Origin of the sequence: Anaerozeibacter quisquiliarum (assembly GCF_051162045.1) — a bacterium.
Lineage (GTDB): Bacteria > Bacillota > Clostridia > Christensenellales > Aristaeellaceae > Anaerozeibacter > Anaerozeibacter quisquiliarum.
The window spans coordinates 18134-33081 of the sequence record NZ_JBISDI010000031.1; the positions used below are offsets into that span (position 1 = coordinate 18134).

A 14948-nucleotide genomic window follows, 5' to 3' on the forward strand; every position below is an offset into this window, starting at 1 on the left:
CCCGTGTATCTTGTTTACGCAGATGGAAGGGAGATGTATGACGGTGAGAAAAGCGATAGAGGCGGCGGGCGCGGCGACGGTCGGGCCGTATTCGCATGCGGTGGAAGCGAATGGAATGCTGTACCTGTCCGGCCAGACCCCGCTCGTGCCCTCGACCGGGCGACTGGTCGAGGGCGGGGCGGCGGAGCAGGCGCAGCAGTGCTTTGACAACCTGTTCCAGGTGCTGCGCGCGGCCGCTCTGACGCCGGACGATGTGCAGAAGGTAAACGTCTACTTAACCGACATGGCCGATTTTGCCGCGATGAACGCGGTGTACGAGCTTCAGTTCTCAAAGCCCTACCCGGCGCGCACCACCGTGGGCGTGGCGTCGCTGCCGCTGGGCGCGCGGGTGGAGATCGAGTTGGTCGCGAAGATGTAGCGGGGAGGCATGGAGATGAAGAGGATCGGGTTTGTCGGCGTGGGGATCATGGGCAAGTCGATGGTGCGCAATTTGATGAAGGCCGGCTTCGAGGTGGACTTTTTCGCGCGGAACAGGGAAAAGGCCGCGGATTTGATCGCCGAGGGCGCGCGGTTTCATGGGACGATCGGCGATTGCGCGAAGGGCGCGGATGCGGTGATTACCATCGTGGGGTATCCTGCGGACGTGGAGGAGGTATACCTCGCGCCCGGCAACATCATGGACAGCGCCGCGCCGGGCGCATACCTGATCGACATGACCACCAGCAGCCCGGCGCTGGCCGGGCGGCTGCACGCGCTGGGCGCGCAAAGGGGTTTGCGCGTGCTGGACGCGCCGGTGACCGGCGGCGACGTGGGCGCGAAGAAGGGTACGCTGTCCATCCTGGTGGGCGGCGAGCGAAGCGATTACGACGCCTGCATGCCCCTATTCCAAGCGATGGGCACGAACATCAACCACCTGGGCGCAGCCGGCTGCGGCCAGCACGCCAAGCTCGCCAATCAGATCATGATCGCGGGCACGCTGTCGGGCGTCTGCGAGGCGCTGGCCTACGCCAGGGCCAAGGGCCTCGATTTGCCGACGCTCTCGGCGGCCGTGGCCACGGGCGCGGCCGGCAGCCGCCAGCTCGACAACCTGGGCCCCAAGATCATGGCCGGCGACTACGCCCCCGGCTTCTTCGTCAAGCACTTCATCAAGGACATGAAGCTGGCCGCAGAGGAAGCTGAGCAAGGCGGGCTTGTGCTCGACGTGCTTGGGCAGGTGCTCGGCAACTTCGAGGGCCTGGCCGAAGCCGGGTATGCGGACCTGGGCACACAGGCGCTGATTAAGCATTACGAAAGGTAGCCGCGCGGTGCGTACGCGCCGGATGCTATCGAGCATGAACGAGCGCGGCGCATCCTGCTCGGATGCGTCGCGCTCGTTTGAAAACCCCGATTGAATCCCCGATCAGGCGACGGGCGGCGCGGCCTTGAGCGCGTCGTCCAGCTGCTTCTTGAGCTCCGTGATCTGGGCGTTCAGCTCGGCTTCCTTCTTGGCGGCGGCGTCCTGCGCGGCCTTGAGCGCCTGTTTGGCCTCATCGGCGGCGGCCTTCAGGTCGGCCTCTGCCTTCGCGACGGCATCCTTGGCTTCCTGGAGCGACTTCTCGGCGTTGGCCTTGAGTTCGGCTTCCTTTTTGGCGGCGGCATCCTGCGCGGCCTTGAGCTCCTTGGCGGCGGCGTCCTTGAGTTCCGCTTCCTTGGCGGCCAGATCGGCCTCGCCATTCTTCACGGCTTCGGCGACGGCCTCCTTGCCCTTCTTGATGGCGTCGGCCAGTTGCAGCTCGGACATCGCCTCGAGTTCGCCCTTGGCCTTGTTGGAATTGGCATACATGATGCCCAACACGACGGCGGCGACGAGTACGATCACAAACAGCACCTTCAGAAACTTGTTCACAATTTGCCTCCTTGCGGTGTAAATCACCGATTTATGGCGTAAGTGTAGCATAAACCCGCCGCATTTTCAATGCGCGGCGGGCGCTTAACCCAATTATATCGTCGCATGGCATCCCATGACTTGGCAATGCTATGATATAATGGGAAAAAACCGTGGGAGGCAGCTATGCACGTCTTCGACATCATCGGCCCAATCATGATCGGGCCGTCGAGTTCCCACACGGCGGGCGCGGCGCGCATCGGACGGGTGGCGCGTCGACTGTTGGACGAGGAGCCGGTGCGCGCGCGCATCGCGCTGTACGGTTCGTTTGCCGCCACCGCGCGCGGGCACGGCACCGACCGCGCGCTGGTCGCGGGGCTCTTGGACATGGGCGTGGACGACGCGCGCATCCGCGACAGCTTTGCGCATGCCGAGGCGGCCGGGCTGTCGTTTGAGTTCTGCGAGGCGACCGGCCTTCGCGACGCACATCCCAACACCGCCGTGATCGAGGTGGAAGGCCGCTCGCGCAAGCTCACGCTGCGCGCGGCGTCGGTGGGCGGCGGCGCGATCCGCGTGGACGAACTCGACGCGCTGCCGGTCAGCTTCACCGGCAGCGCGCACACGCTGATTATCGTGCATTGCGACCAGCCGGGCATGATCGCGCAGGTGTCGGGGCTGCTCGCGTATCAGGCGGTCAACATCGGCCAGATGCAGGTGTTCCGCCAACAATTGGGCGGCACGGCGGTGATGGTGATCGAGGTGGACGCGGTGCCTTCCGCGCGGTCGCTCAGCGCGCTGAACGCGCTGCCGGGCATCGAGCGGGCGGTGTTACTGAAAAAGCTATAGGAGGGCGCACATGCAGAAGCGATACGCGGTGAGCGAGCTGGTGACACAGGCGGGCGAGGGCCCGATCTGGCGCGTGGTGCTGCGCGACCAAGCGATCGAGGACGGGGCGCCCGAGCAAGTGCTGATCGATCAGATGAGCGAGGTCTTTCAGGTGATGCGCGAGGCGGCGGCGGAGGGCATGGACCCGCAACTGCGCTCGATGTCGGGCATGACGGGCGGTGCGGCGGCCAAGTACCGCGACGCGGTGCGCCTGGGGCGCACGGCGGGCGGCGCGCTGCTGGGCGAGGCGGCGTCGCGCGCGCTGGCGGTGGCGGAACTCAACGCCGCGATGGGGCGGATCGTAGCCGCGCCCACGGCGGGCGCGTGCGGGGTGCTGCCCGGCGTGCTGCTCGCGCTTAAGGAGGCGCACGGCATTGCCACCGAGGATGTGGTAAAGGCGCTGTTCACGGCGGCGGGCGTGGGCGCGGTGATCGCGCAGCGCGCCAGCATCTCGGGCGCGGAGGGCGGCTGCCAAGCGGAGGTGGGTACGGCGGCGGCGATGGCGGCGGCGGCGGCGGTGGAGCTGCGCGGCGGCACGGCGCGCCAAGCGGCCGACGCCGTGGCGTTCGCGCTGATGAACCTTATGGGGCTGGTCTGCGACCCGGTCGGCGGGTTGGTGGAGGTGCCCTGCGTCTACCGCAATGTGGCGGGGGTGTCGGTGGCGCTGACCGCGGCCGACCTGGCGCTGTCGGGCACCTGCTCGATCCTGCCCGCGGACGAGGTGATCGACGCGATGGGCCGCGTGGGCCGTATGCTGCCCGCCGCGCTGCGCGAGACAGGAGAGGGCGGCTGCGCGAGCTGCGTGGCCTCGCGGGCCTGAACAACTGCTAAAATGTCAATCAGTCCGCCTGTTCTACGGCGGACTGATTTGCGTGGTCTCGTGGGCGTAAACAACTTCTGGACACCACGACCCGGGCACACCTTCGGGCCTTCCATCATAATGTGCTTATGCCGGCAGGCGGACAGCATAGCCCCCGCGTCCGCTCCGGCGTACGCCATGTACCCGCGGCGATGGGGGGGATCCATCGATGATTGAAGAACTTACGCCCGATGCCCTGCCCCATATGATGGCATTGCAACAGGACTGCCTGGACTTGAAAGACCCGTTTACACCCACCAGCGCGCAAGGATACGAGCGCTGCTACCGTTTTCAGAACTTCTGCCTCGGGGTGTGGTCGGCGCGTCGCGAGCAACTGATTGCGTTTTTGTGCTGCACCATGCCCACGGCCCGCGCGGCGCGCAACCTGGGGCGCGGCCGTGTGCCCGACGCGCTGCTGGACAGCGTGGGTCATATGAACACGCTGCTGGTCCGCGCCGGTCATCGCGGCCAGGGCCTGGGCAAGCGGCTGATGCGCCAGGGCATCGAGCACTTGCGCGCGCGCGGCGCCGTTCAAATCTACGCGGTGGCCAGCCCGGAAAACGCCGCCTCCCTCCACATGCTGCGCTCGTTGGGCTTTGACGAGATCGAGCGGATGGAGTTGGATGGAGTCCCCAAGCTGCTGCTTGCCCTGACCGAGTGAGCGGCTGCCTACGGCGCAGCGTACGGCGGGACGCTGAACAGCTGCGTGAGCGTGGCCTCACCCCGGCCCGTGTTTTCGCCGAGGGCCCGGTAGGTGGCCAAATCGTTGAAATGCCACCACTCGGACGCCAGCGGCGTCAAGCCCGCGCCTGCGCAATAGCGTTGCAGTGACAGCGCCGCCCTGTTCATGGCCGGAGCAGGTGCTGCGCTTTTCCATGCGGTCTCCGATGAGGAGACCACCGGCGCGCTGAATGCGGCGGAGGCGATGCTCAACTCGTGGATGGGCGAGGGCATGTCGTATTCTTTGTATTTCACGACCGCGTTGTACGCACAGTCGCCCGACCAATGGTGCTTGACAGCCTCGACCTTGACCAGGCTCACGTCGATCGCGCAGCCGCGCTGGTGGTTGGATGTGCCCAGCGATATGAACCAGGACATCTTCCACGGCGGCGCGCTGATGCCCTCTTGGACCTCGGGATCCCGCTCGGCCAGCGCGGCCAGCGCCTCGACCATGGCGCGCTGCGCGCCGTCGGGGCGGTAGGCTTCGTAGAGCTTGAGCGAGTCGCCCTGCGCCAATGCCGCCTGCTGCGCGGCGCAAACTTTTCTGGCCATCGAGTACATCACCGGCATGATGAATTCCTCCCGGCCCAGCCGTTCGTCGTATGCCCGGGCCTGGTACAGCGCCTCGCCGGTGACGCCCGGCACCCTCTTGCCCGACGAATGCACCCGCGATTGGGAGGCGTTGGTGTTTTCATAGACGATGGACGGGATTACGTCGGGCAGGTTGACCATGCAGTACTTGTGCGCCAGATAGCCGGTGAAGCTGTCGTTTTCGACGCGCCAGTACGCGCCCTCCTCCTCGAGGATCCGAAACGCCGTGCCGGGCGGCACCTGCCGCAGTAGCGTCGCTTGGGCGCTGGGCTCGCTTCTCAGGTTCAATTGGATCGAGGAAAACCCGGTCGCCCCCCGGATCGGCAGCTCGAGCGCGCCCGCCGGCACCCGCACCGGCGCCTGGCGCGGCGATGCGGGCACGGGCGTCGGTGTCGGGGTGGGCGCGGGCGGCGCCGTCGGCAGCGATGCGGGCGCGGGCGTGGGAACGGGCGGCGCGGTTTCGGCCCCGATCTGGGCGGCGATCACCGCCCCCAGGACTGCGGCCGACAAGGCGGCCAGGAAAAATTTGGTGTGTCGCGGCATGTAAACTCCTCCCGCCTTGCGGCGCAAAACAAACGCCCGCTCCGGGGGCGCATGGCATGCCCAGGTAATCGCTGATTAAAGCGCGCGTGCGATGGCGAGTTGAATTTTCGTCAGATCGTGCTCGCAAAAGACGAAGGCATAACAACGCTACGTCGAGGATTTTGCGGGCGCGAGATGACGAAAAGGCAGCCGCCATCGCGCGTGGGATTTGATCAGCGCTTACCTAGTATGCGAAAACCCGCCGGTATCTATCCCGGCGGGTGCGTGAACGGCGAGCGTCATCAACCTACTTGAACACCTTGAACCGCCCCTCGAGCGGCGCGAACTGCTTGGCGTCGGGTTCGGCGGTCGGGTTGCCAAAGGGCATCTGCGCCAGCAACTTCCACTCGGCGGGCAGTTGCCAGATGCGCTTGACCTCGTCGTCGATCAGCGGGTTGTAGTGCTGCAACGAGGCGCCCAGTCCCTCGGCCGACAAAGCCGTCCACACGACGTATTCCAGCATCCCGTTGCTCTCAAGCGACCAGATCGGGAAATTGTCCTTGTACAGCGGGAACTGCGCCTGCAGCGCGCCGATTGCCGACTGATCCTCAAAGAACAGCACCGTGCCGTAGCCGGCGTCGAAGGCGGCCAGCTTTTGCGCGGTGCCGCCGAATGCGTCGGCCGGTACGATCGCGCGCAGCGTCTCCCGGACGATGCTCCACAGCCTTTCGTGCTGCTCGCCCAGCAGCAGCACCGTGCGCGCGCTCTGCACGTTGAACGGGGACGGGACGTGCTTGACCGCGTGCGCGATCATTTCCTCAATGCGCTCGTCAGAGATATGAACCTGCTTGTCGATCGCGTATCGGCTGCGCCGGCGCTCCACGGCGCTTTTCAATGTATGTTCCATAAAAGAACCCCTCCTTGAATTCCTATCTACCACATAGGCGATGGGTTCAAACATTGCGCCGATGCCCGCGCCATCGCCCTGCCGCGAGCAGCGCCGCGGCCAAGGCGAGCGCGGTCAGCAGCGCCCATTGGGGATACGTCGCGCGGAAGTACACCGCGCCCTCGCCCGGCGGCGGCAGCGGCGCGGGATCGTAGGGCAGGCCGTTTTGCGCGCACAGCCCGCGCACGTTGAGCAGGTTGATTACCGGCACGCCCCGCGCGGCGTACTCATAGGCGAGGCCGCGGTTGGGCGAAGTCGGAACCGGCGGCGGATCCAGCACTAGGCCGTTTGGGAAGGCCAGCGTGTAGGCGCTCTCGCCGCTGTTTGCGCTCGCGCCGCCCACGTTCACAAAGCAGCGAATGTCCTCCCCATACAGCGCAAGCCTCCGGGCGATGCTCTCCTCGAGCGAGGGCCGATCGATGAACTCGACGCCCGCCTCGGCCGCCAGACGCGCAACGAGCGGGCGTACGTCGCCGAACAGGAAGCTCTCCGGCATCCGGTCGCCGCTGCCGCCGGGCGATGTGGCCAGCAGGGTGTAGTCGACAAGGCCCTCGTCGCGCAGAATCCCGAACATCCGCGGCACGGTCAGCTCGGGCCGCGTAGCGCCGTACATCGACGCCCCGAACGAGGCGATCACGCGCACGTCGAGCCCCATCTCGCCGGCCGCGCACAGCGCGGCGATGGACAACCCCGGAAACGAGCCGCTCAGTCCCAGCGCGACCCGGTCGCCCGCCTTGAGTCCGGCCTGCTCGTAGTAGTGTACCATCAGCGCCGCGAAGTTGGGGTTGAGCGCGCTGCGCTTGGCTTCGATCGCGCCGGGCGTGGTGGTGAGAAACGTCCATTCGGGCCCGATCAGCCCGGTTTTATTGAGGTCGTCCGCAAGGATCTCGATGCGCTCGCGCAACACCACTTCCTTGAGGCGGGCCTCGGCCGCGAGCATCCGTTCGGCGGCGGCGCGCTGCACATGCGCGTAGGGATGAAGCGCCCGCCCGCCCAGCGCAATCGCCAGCTGGTGTCCCGCGATCAGCGCAAGCAGCGCGGCCAGCAGCCAGCCCGCGCCGATTCTGCCCGCCGTGAACGACCGCCTCATCCGAAGACCCCCGTCATCAGGATCATGCGAATCGCAAACGCCAGCAGCAGCGTGAGCGGCAGCGTCCTCAGCACGCCCTGCCGAAGCATATCGTTTGCAATCAGGCCCGGAACGATGTACCCCACCGCCCGCATGTCCTGCGGGATGGCGCAGGCGTAGTAGAAGCCCTTTTCCAGCAGCCAGCCGCCCAGCAGGCTCAAAAGCACCGACAGCATGAAGCGGCGGCTGCCGTACACGATCAAGAAGCGCGAAAGCAAGCGGACCGCGCCGTAGATCGCGAGCGCCATGAGCAGCGTGCTCAGCAGCCGGTAGGGCTGCTCCACGTAAAACGCCAGGTAGCCCGCGCTGATAAGCCCGCCGGTGTGCAGCCCCAACAGCTCCGCCGACAGAAAGCCAAAGATTACGCTCAATGCGATCGCCGCTTGCTGCATCGTCAGACCTCCCCTTGCGCGCGGCAGCGCTCGATGAAGTCGAGCCCCGCGCCCTTGATGTTCCCCAGGCACAACACGATTCCCGGCATGCCCAGCAGTTCCTCCGGTTCGCCGGCCGACGCGGGCACGCAGGCGCGCCGGCCGTAGTAGCGCGCCACCTTGCCCGCGTTTTCTCCGATCGCGATCAGGCGGAAAACGCGCCCCGACAGCGCGCATACGAGCGGCAGGAACGCGCGCAGTCGGTATTCGCGGTCGGCGCGGTTGTTAAACACAATGCCGATCGGCGCGCCCTCGAGGCCCCGCGCGCGCTCGATCTGTTCAAGCAGCGCGGCGCTCGACTGGGTGTCGTTGGCCGCGAACGCGTTGACCACCACGCACTCGCCGATTCGAAACGGCCCAGCCTGCCCCGGATCGGGCGCGGCGCGGCGCATGCCAGCAAGCGCGGTCGCGCGGTCGATCCCGAGCAAAGCGCACGCCGCGAGCACCAGGCGCACGTTGTCCTCAAACATCGGGTAGCCAAACCCCGACAGGTAAGCTTCGTCCACCGGCTCGTCCGACGGATCGACGGGCGAAAAACCGAGGGCGCGAAGCCCCGCCTCGGCCGACACCACGGTCGCGCCCTCGGGGATGGACTGCGCGAGCGCCCAAAGCGTGTCCCGCTCGGTTTTGCCCAGCTCGTCCACGTGGTCGACGCGCGCGTTGGTAATCAGCACCATCGTCGGGCGCACCAGTTGGGCCATGGCGCGCTGCGACTCGGGACGGATCGCCATGCACTCGACCACCGCCGCGCGCGCGCCTGAGCGCGCCGCACGCCGAAAAAACGGCAGCTGCTCGGTCAGCCGCGCGCCGCGCCGCCGCCGAAGCGGCTTTTCCGTGCCGTCCGGCAGAATCCATACGGCGGCGGTGCCGGTGCATTTGGCGAAGGTCACATGCCCCGCCTCGCGCAGCGCCGCCGCCAGCAGGCGGGTGACGCTGGTCTTGCCGCGCGTGCCGTTGACCAGCACGCGCACGGGAGCGCGCCGCAGGTTTTTCTCGTGCAGCGCGCGTTCGACCGCGCCGACCGCGATCAGTACGAGCGTCAACAGCGCCGCCAGTCGCATCGGCGCGCCTCCCCTCATCGGGCTGTTCTTCACCCATTATACGCCATTTCGTCAATGATTTGGGGCTGCCCTGCCGGGACAGCCCCAAAAAACACGGCTATTTCGCAATCAGTTCACGGGCGCGGCGCCGGCCGGGCCGGGGTTGCGCGGCGCGTTCTTCATGATGTCCTTCCAGTAATCCGGCCAGGTCGACCCCTTGCCGCTCATGTCCTTGCGGCCCCACATGTAGGTGCCCATCATGTCGTCGCCCAGCTCGAGCCACTTCTCATGCCACTGGGCGGCGTTGTTGTAGGCGTAGGCGGTGATAAGCTCGCGGGCCTCGGCCGCCTTGCCCTCGGCGATCAGCTTCGCGCCGACCTCCTGGAGCTTGGGCACGATCTCATACTGCGCGTTCATCTTGTCCTCGCGCGCGGCGTGAATCTCCTTGATGGCTTCCTGGTAGTTGATGGTGGCGATCTGCTGCACGTAGGAGTTGGTCCACCAGCCGCTGTCGCGGTTGAACTCCTCGTAGCGGTTGCCGATGGTGTACAGGTCGGGCAGCGCGTTCATCGTGGGCCACAGCGGCGTCAGGTAGGTGGAGTCGGGCGCGCCGTAGCCGTACCACACCAGGCACTTCATCTCGTCGGGCAGGTCGGCCTTGACGTTGGCGATCATCACGTAGCAGGTGCGGAACATGTTGATCGTGCGCTCGACGTTGTTGAAGTCGATGGGGTTGCCGAACGGGCCGGCCTGGGGAGAGAGCGACACGTCGTAATCGGTACCCTGGTAGTAGTCGCCCTTGAGCTCGAACACGTCCTGAACCGACAGCTTCTTCTCGGGGATGACCCACAGCGGGAAGCGCTTGGCGTTGGGATCGAGCTTGAGGCTCGGGGCCACCAGGTCGAGCGCGCGCCATTCGCGGCGGGTGGAGTAGAGTCCGTCGCCGGGCGCGTAGATCTCGGCGGGAGAGAACTTCTCCGAGCCCTCTTTCCATAGGCCGTTCTCGATGGCGAACGACTTGAGGTTCGGGGAGTACATGTAGTTTTCGCTATCCTCAAAGTCGATGTGGTCGATGCGGGCGCGGTTGGCGGCCACGAAGAAGCCGTCGCTGGGCATGCGCACCGCGGCCCACAGGTCGCGGCCGTAGAACTCGGCGATCCAGCACTCGTTGCCGTCGGCGACGTTGATCGTCTCGCCCGGGTCGCGCCAGATGTATTCCTCGGCCAGCCGGCCCATGATCTCGACGGCTTCGCGCGCGGTGGAGGCGCGCTCAAGCGCGATGTCCTGCGCGTTCCAGCAGTCGATCAGACCGTCGTTGTTTTTGTAGATCAGGTCGTTGACCTTCTTGCCGTACTCGGTGGAATCGTCGATGCCGAAGGTGGATTCACCCATCGACACGCCCTTCTCGTTGATGAACGAGTAGCGCGAATGGAAGTAGGCGAAGGTCTCCTCGGGCTGGGGCATCTGGGCGGCCAGCAGGCCGTTGCCGTAATCCTTGACCGCGGGATACTGGCCGTAGTCGCCGTAGTTGTGGGAATCGACGACGATGTCGCGCGTCTTGCCTTCGCCGCCCTCCATGCGCGGAATGGTCCACAGGCGGAAGTCGGCGCTCGAGGAGTCGTCGTTGTGCGTCGCGATGGTCGATCCGTCGGTGGTGGCATCCCGGCCCACCAGCACGGTGGTGCACGCGAAGGCGCTCTGGCAGGCCATGACCAGCATGGCGACCAGCAGGACGATGGAGATGACCCTGGTTTTCCGCTTCATCTTTTTCCCTCCTATATTTTATGGACCCCGTCCATAGGATTTCGAAAATCAGACGCGCTTCACCCGGTCGGGATCGGCGGTCGCCGGATCGTGCAGGAAGTAGCCGCAGTCGTGCTCCTTGAGCTCCTCAAACGTGGGCCAACTGGCAATGACCTCCTTTTCGGGGAAGAACGCGGCGGTCTGCCGGATCACCTCGAGCGCGCCCGACAGATGCCGCCCCACGCGGTACCACATCGGGAAGCCGAAATCGATGTCGTAGGGCACGAACGTCAGCCCGTGCTCGGCCGCCACGGCCAGGAACTCGTCCTTGCCCTCGGTCAACAGCTCGGTCGTCATCGGGCCCACCACCCGGTCGATGAACGGCTCGGGCGTCTCCATCAGCACGGCCAGCGTGTCGGTGTAGTCGCCCCACTCGCGGTGCGACAGCCCCTTAAGGCTCTTGGGCGAGGCCTCGCACTTCATGTCGAAGCTGGTGGCGGTCAGCATCATCGAGGCCATCATGGCGATGTCGAGCGCGTCGTCGTGCGCCACGTAGGTGCCCACCACCGGATACATGATGGACGCCTCATGCACGTCGATCGACAAGTCGATCTGCTCCTGGCGGATCAGCTCGCCGATCGCGAACGAGCCGCGCTCGGTGAGCGTACCGTCCGGCCGGCCCGGATGGGTGCGGTTGAAGTTGCGAATGTCCTGATACGCCAGGTTCTGCCCCGATGGGTAGTTCACGTAGGTGAACGGGTCGGGCCACTGGTCGAGCGGGTTGGTGCCGCGGTCGCCGATCTTGTAGCGGACCTCGCCCCAGGGCGTCTTTACCGTGTAGAACATCGGGTAGGCGTTGCCCGGCATGCCGGTGGTCGAGGCCGAGCGGTTGCACTGCGGAATCACGAACACCCTGCCCTTTTCCACCTTGATGTTCTCGAGCATGATGTAGGCCGACAGGCTGGACGCCGGTTCATAGGGATGCGGGTTGGCGGCGTACAGCACGCTCCCGCCCGGCACACCCGAGTCGAACACGAAGATGGGCGTGTCCATGTAGGTGCCCTTGAGGTTGGGCAGGTAGTCGCTCAGGTGCCGGACCTCGGTCAGATCCTCGCTGGCGACAAAGGTCTCCTCAAAGGTGCGCAGCGCGCGGAATTGTAAGCCCGCGACGCCCGCGAGCGCCAGCATGACCGCCAGCGCGATCAGCTTAAACAGCAGGGGGCGTCTCCGGTACGCATTTTGCCTTTCACTCATGACGCTTTCCCCCCTTACTTAATCCAGAGCAGCCGCAGCAGAAATGGAATGATGCAGTAGGCGTACACGATGTCGTACGTAAGGCCCTGGCGCTTCTCCCGCCTGAACAGGTTCTTGAGCAGGAAGAGCCCAACGATCGCGGCAAACGCGAAATACAGATAGCGAATGATTGTCTCCAATACGACCACGCGGATCCCTCCTTACGCTAAATCAAGAACGCAAACCGGCCGGGCATCATCATCATGACGAGCGCCAGCGCACCCAGCAGCAGGCAGGGCACGAGGACCTGGGCCAGGAACGAGGTGTAGCTGCCCTGATAGCCCACCGTTTCAATGGTGATGCGCCCGACGATCCGGGACGGCGGCAGGCAGTCGCCGATCGGGAACATCAAGCTGAGCGCGGCCGCCACCACGGTGGTGTTGAAGCCGGCGGTATTGAACATGAAGATCAGCGGGGTGGCGATCACGATGGCGCTGCCGTAGCTCATGCACGCCTGGCTGAACGGAGCCACCAGCAGGATCGCCGCGTAGATCCACGCCATGGGCAGCGTGACGAAGGTGATGCCGATCAGGCCCTTGACGCCCACGGCGGCCATGACGTTTTGCATGACGCCCACCGACAGTACGGTGGCCAGCAGCGGGAACACCTGCTCCATTGTGCGGTTCATGACGCCGTAGTATTCCTTGAACGAGGTCTTCCGAGGGCTGACCAGCATGGCCACCACGGTCGAAAGCACGAAGATCAGCGGCATGCCCATGACCGGGACGCGGAACGGGATCACCAGCGACGCCACCAGCAGCAAAACCAGCACCAACGGCGGCAACGCGATGCGCACCCAGTTCATGCCCTCGGGCGCCTCGGGCAGTTCGGACAGGATCTTTTCCTTGGATTCACGCTTGCTGCCCCACCCGAGAAAGGCGATGGTGAACGCGCCCACGATCACAATCGGGATCAGCAGCAGCCAGGTAAAGCCGACGTAGGGCATGTTGGCCTGCGCGGTCATCATCATCGTCCACAGGTTGATCGGCGGCGCGGCCGCGCTCAAAATGGCGAAGATGAATACGAACGCCGCGGTCTTTTTGGGCGACAGGCCCATGTAGCCGACCACGGTGGACACCAGCGCGCCCATGACGAACACCGACACGCTGCCCGCGCCGGTGATCGCGCCCGGAATCAGCATAAAGACGGCCATGAAGGACAAAAGCGCCCACTTGCTGTCAAACCTGCTGACCAGCTTGCGCGTCACCGCCGCGAGCGCGCCGCCGTGGGCGTAGACGTTGACAAACAGCGACGCCGTCACGAACAAAAGCGCCAGATCCAGGTTGGTGAACAGCCCCTCGACCAGAATCCGGCCCGCGTCCGCGAACGATTGCCAGCCGTGGGCGACGCCGAACGCCATGCCGACCACGCCGGCGATCACCATGGAGATTTCCGTCGATTTCAGAAAGATGCCGCTCAGCACGAAGGCGGCCGCCATCGCAATCAGGATGACCGTGGTATTGAGAAACATTGCGCGCCCCCTCCACCCTCCTCTTTATTTGACGAAGGCCTGCCTGGCCAGCTCGGTGAAGTCGATCGAGTTGTCGATGATGGTCAGCGGGATGCCATGCGCCTCCTTGAGCGCGTCAAACCGGCCGTCGGCGTTGCCGTCCTTGACCACCACCATCCACTCGGCGGCGGGGCAGATCACGTCGATGCAGCGCTCGTTGGCGTTGGTTTTGATTTCGGAGCGCTTGTCCTTCTCGAGCAGCACCGCCACGATGGGCAGTTTAATCTCCTGAGCGCAGGCCACCATCTTTTCAAGGCGCGCGATCTCGTCCTCGATCGTGATGCCGGACGCGCCCAGGCCCTTGTCGGTCGAGCCGATCACACAGATAAGCGCCGTGTAATCCCGCGCCTTCAGATCCTCCTCCACCGGCTCGGCGTTGTAGAAGAAGTCGGTCTCCAGTTCCACCGTCTTGGCCTGCCCCACCAGCAGCCGCGCCATCTTGCCGCCTGGGCCCTGGCCCGCATTGGTAATCAGAAAGGGGGCCGGATAGGTCTTGACCGGGTCGCCGGAAATGGCGGCAAACACCGTGGTCGGCAGGGATACGAGCAACGCAGCCAGCAACAGGATAGAGAGAACCTTGCGCATCGTGATGACCTCCTCATTCTTCTGTCCGTTTTTACATACCACGAGCAGGGCAACCTTGTCCCCCTCGACAATGCATGTCCGCTTGACGGCCCGATGCCAACGCCGATCGGGTGTCGGGATTTGTTGAGGCGGCAATGGCCGCGGGATGTGCGGCACAACCGAGAACGGCGGCACCCGCATCCCAAACCGGCGTTGCGTCAGGGCTCCGTGTCCCGCTTGGCGGCCCGCGCGGCCCCGGTCCCGACTTGCGGCCAGCGCACGTTCACCGGCGTTGAAAACACGATTTGCGTGTAGGTCTTGCCAAAGCGCTGAAGCTCGCCGATGAAGGCGTCCAGCTCCATCGTGTTGTGAAAGCACGCCTTGACCAGCATGGAGTAATCGCCGGTCACGCAGTTGCACTCGAGCACATTGGGCACCGAATCGATATAGGGATAAAACTGTGGTTTATCGGAAGGCTGCACCTGCAAGCTGATAAAGGCCAATATGTTGTAATCAAAAACCAGGGGGTTGAGCATGGGCTGATAGCCCAGAATCACGCCGTCCTTCTCGAGGCGGGCCAGCCGGGCCGCCACCGCGGGCGGAGACATGAACACCTTCTCCGCCAGTTGCTTGATGGTGCTGCGCGCGTTTTCCTGAAGCAAGCCAATCAACTGGTAATCGATCGCGTCGAGATTGTGCATTGCGCATCTCCACCCCTTCTTAGCGATACCATTCTATCAAATATACCAAGGTTAGGGTACCTTTTTCCCCCAATCGCCGAGAATTTTACGATTCAAAAGTTTTATGGTGGTCTCCCCTTCGAAAAATAGACCATCTGCATGAAATCCTTC

17 protein-coding genes are annotated in these 14948 nt (G+C 64.9%); 5 read left to right on the top strand and 12 right to left on the bottom strand.

Annotated elements, in window-relative coordinates:
* Window positions 1–37: 37 nt before the first annotated feature.
* Both ACH6CV_RS13355 and ACH6CV_RS13360 read left to right on the top strand, forming a co-directional pair.
* Window positions 38–418 (top strand): Rid family detoxifying hydrolase, encoded by a 381-nt coding sequence (locus ACH6CV_RS13355; protein WP_456358700.1) that lies wholly within the window; start codon window positions 38–40, stop codon window positions 416–418.
* Between the two features lie 15 nt (window positions 419–433).
* Window positions 434–1297, top strand: a complete 864-nt coding sequence (locus ACH6CV_RS13360) for an NAD(P)-dependent oxidoreductase (RefSeq protein WP_456358701.1) — start codon at window positions 434–436, stop codon at window positions 1295–1297.
* Between the two features lie 102 nt (window positions 1298–1399).
* Here the strand turns inward: ACH6CV_RS13360 and ACH6CV_RS13365 are convergent, their stop codons facing one another.
* Window positions 1400–1885, bottom strand: a complete 486-nt coding sequence (locus ACH6CV_RS13365) for a hypothetical protein (protein WP_456358702.1) — start codon at window positions 1883–1885, stop codon at window positions 1400–1402.
* A gap of 165 nt (window positions 1886–2050) precedes the next feature.
* On the opposite strand from ACH6CV_RS13365, the gene sdaAB reads away from it, so the two are divergent.
* The 3 genes from sdaAB (at window position 2051) to ACH6CV_RS13380 (ending at window position 4269) form a co-directional block, all read left to right on the top strand.
* Window positions 2051–2710, top strand: coding sequence for an L-serine ammonia-lyase, iron-sulfur-dependent subunit beta (gene sdaAB, locus ACH6CV_RS13370; RefSeq protein ID WP_456358703.1), 660 nt, complete (start codon window positions 2051–2053; stop codon window positions 2708–2710).
* A gap of 10 nt (window positions 2711–2720) precedes the next feature.
* A complete protein-coding gene (gene sdaAA / locus ACH6CV_RS13375; RefSeq protein WP_456358704.1) occupies window positions 2721–3569 on the top strand; it encodes an L-serine ammonia-lyase, iron-sulfur-dependent, subunit alpha in 849 nt (282 codons plus the stop codon).
* A gap of 208 nt (window positions 3570–3777) precedes the next feature.
* The gene (locus ACH6CV_RS13380; protein ID WP_456358705.1) at window positions 3778–4269 is read left to right on the top strand and encodes a GNAT family N-acetyltransferase; all 492 of its coding nucleotides are present in this window, start codon (window positions 3778–3780) and stop codon (window positions 4267–4269) included.
* An 8-nt stretch (window positions 4270–4277) separates the two neighbouring features.
* Here ACH6CV_RS13380 and ACH6CV_RS13385 read toward each other — a convergent pair whose 3' ends face one another.
* The 11 genes from ACH6CV_RS13385 to ACH6CV_RS13435 form a co-directional block, all read right to left on the bottom strand.
* The gene (locus tag ACH6CV_RS13385; RefSeq protein ID WP_456358706.1) at window positions 4278–5462 is read right to left on the bottom strand and encodes an SH3 domain-containing protein; all 1185 of its coding nucleotides are present in this window, start codon (window positions 5460–5462) and stop codon (window positions 4278–4280) included.
* 286 nt (window positions 5463–5748) lie between these two features.
* Entirely contained in the window at window positions 5749–6348 is a 600-nt protein-coding gene (locus tag ACH6CV_RS13390) for a nitroreductase family protein (protein ID WP_456358707.1), read from the bottom strand.
* A gap of 46 nt (window positions 6349–6394) precedes the next feature.
* Entirely contained in the window at window positions 6395–7477 is a 1083-nt protein-coding gene (gene pgsW / locus ACH6CV_RS13395; protein WP_456358708.1) for a poly-gamma-glutamate system protein, read from the bottom strand.
* Window positions 7474–7908, bottom strand: a complete 435-nt coding sequence (gene pgsC, locus ACH6CV_RS13400; protein WP_456358709.1) for a poly-gamma-glutamate biosynthesis protein PgsC — start codon at window positions 7906–7908, stop codon at window positions 7474–7476. The genes pgsW and pgsC overlap by 4 nt, the downstream gene beginning before the upstream one ends.
* Before the next feature lie 2 nt (window positions 7909–7910).
* The gene (gene pgsB / locus ACH6CV_RS13405; protein WP_456358710.1) at window positions 7911–9008 is read right to left on the bottom strand and encodes a poly-gamma-glutamate synthase PgsB; all 1098 of its coding nucleotides are present in this window, start codon (window positions 9006–9008) and stop codon (window positions 7911–7913) included.
* Window positions 9009–9116: 108 nt separating this feature from the next.
* The gene (locus ACH6CV_RS13410) at window positions 9117–10751 is read right to left on the bottom strand and encodes a dipeptidase (protein ID WP_456358711.1); all 1635 of its coding nucleotides are present in this window, start codon (window positions 10749–10751) and stop codon (window positions 9117–9119) included.
* A gap of 48 nt (window positions 10752–10799) precedes the next feature.
* A complete protein-coding gene (locus tag ACH6CV_RS13415) occupies window positions 10800–11984 on the bottom strand; it encodes a deacylase (RefSeq protein WP_456358712.1) in 1185 nt (394 codons plus the stop codon).
* Window positions 11985–11998: 14 nt separating this feature from the next.
* A complete protein-coding gene (locus ACH6CV_RS13420) occupies window positions 11999–12172 on the bottom strand; it encodes a hypothetical protein (protein ID WP_456358713.1) in 174 nt (57 codons plus the stop codon).
* A gap of 17 nt (window positions 12173–12189) precedes the next feature.
* Window positions 12190–13494 carry a Na+/H+ antiporter NhaC family protein gene (locus ACH6CV_RS13425; RefSeq protein WP_456358714.1) on the bottom strand — a complete coding sequence of 435 codons (1305 nt, stop codon included), beginning with the start codon at window positions 13492–13494 and terminating at the stop codon, window positions 12190–12192.
* 24 nt (window positions 13495–13518) lie between these two features.
* Entirely contained in the window at window positions 13519–14118 is a 600-nt protein-coding gene (locus ACH6CV_RS13430; protein ID WP_456358715.1) for a DUF6305 family protein, read from the bottom strand.
* Between the two features lie 197 nt (window positions 14119–14315).
* Complete coding sequence (locus ACH6CV_RS13435) at window positions 14316–14798, bottom strand: Lrp/AsnC family transcriptional regulator (protein WP_456358716.1); 483 nt, start codon at window positions 14796–14798, stop codon at window positions 14316–14318.
* Between the last annotated feature and the right edge of the window lie 150 nt (window positions 14799–14948).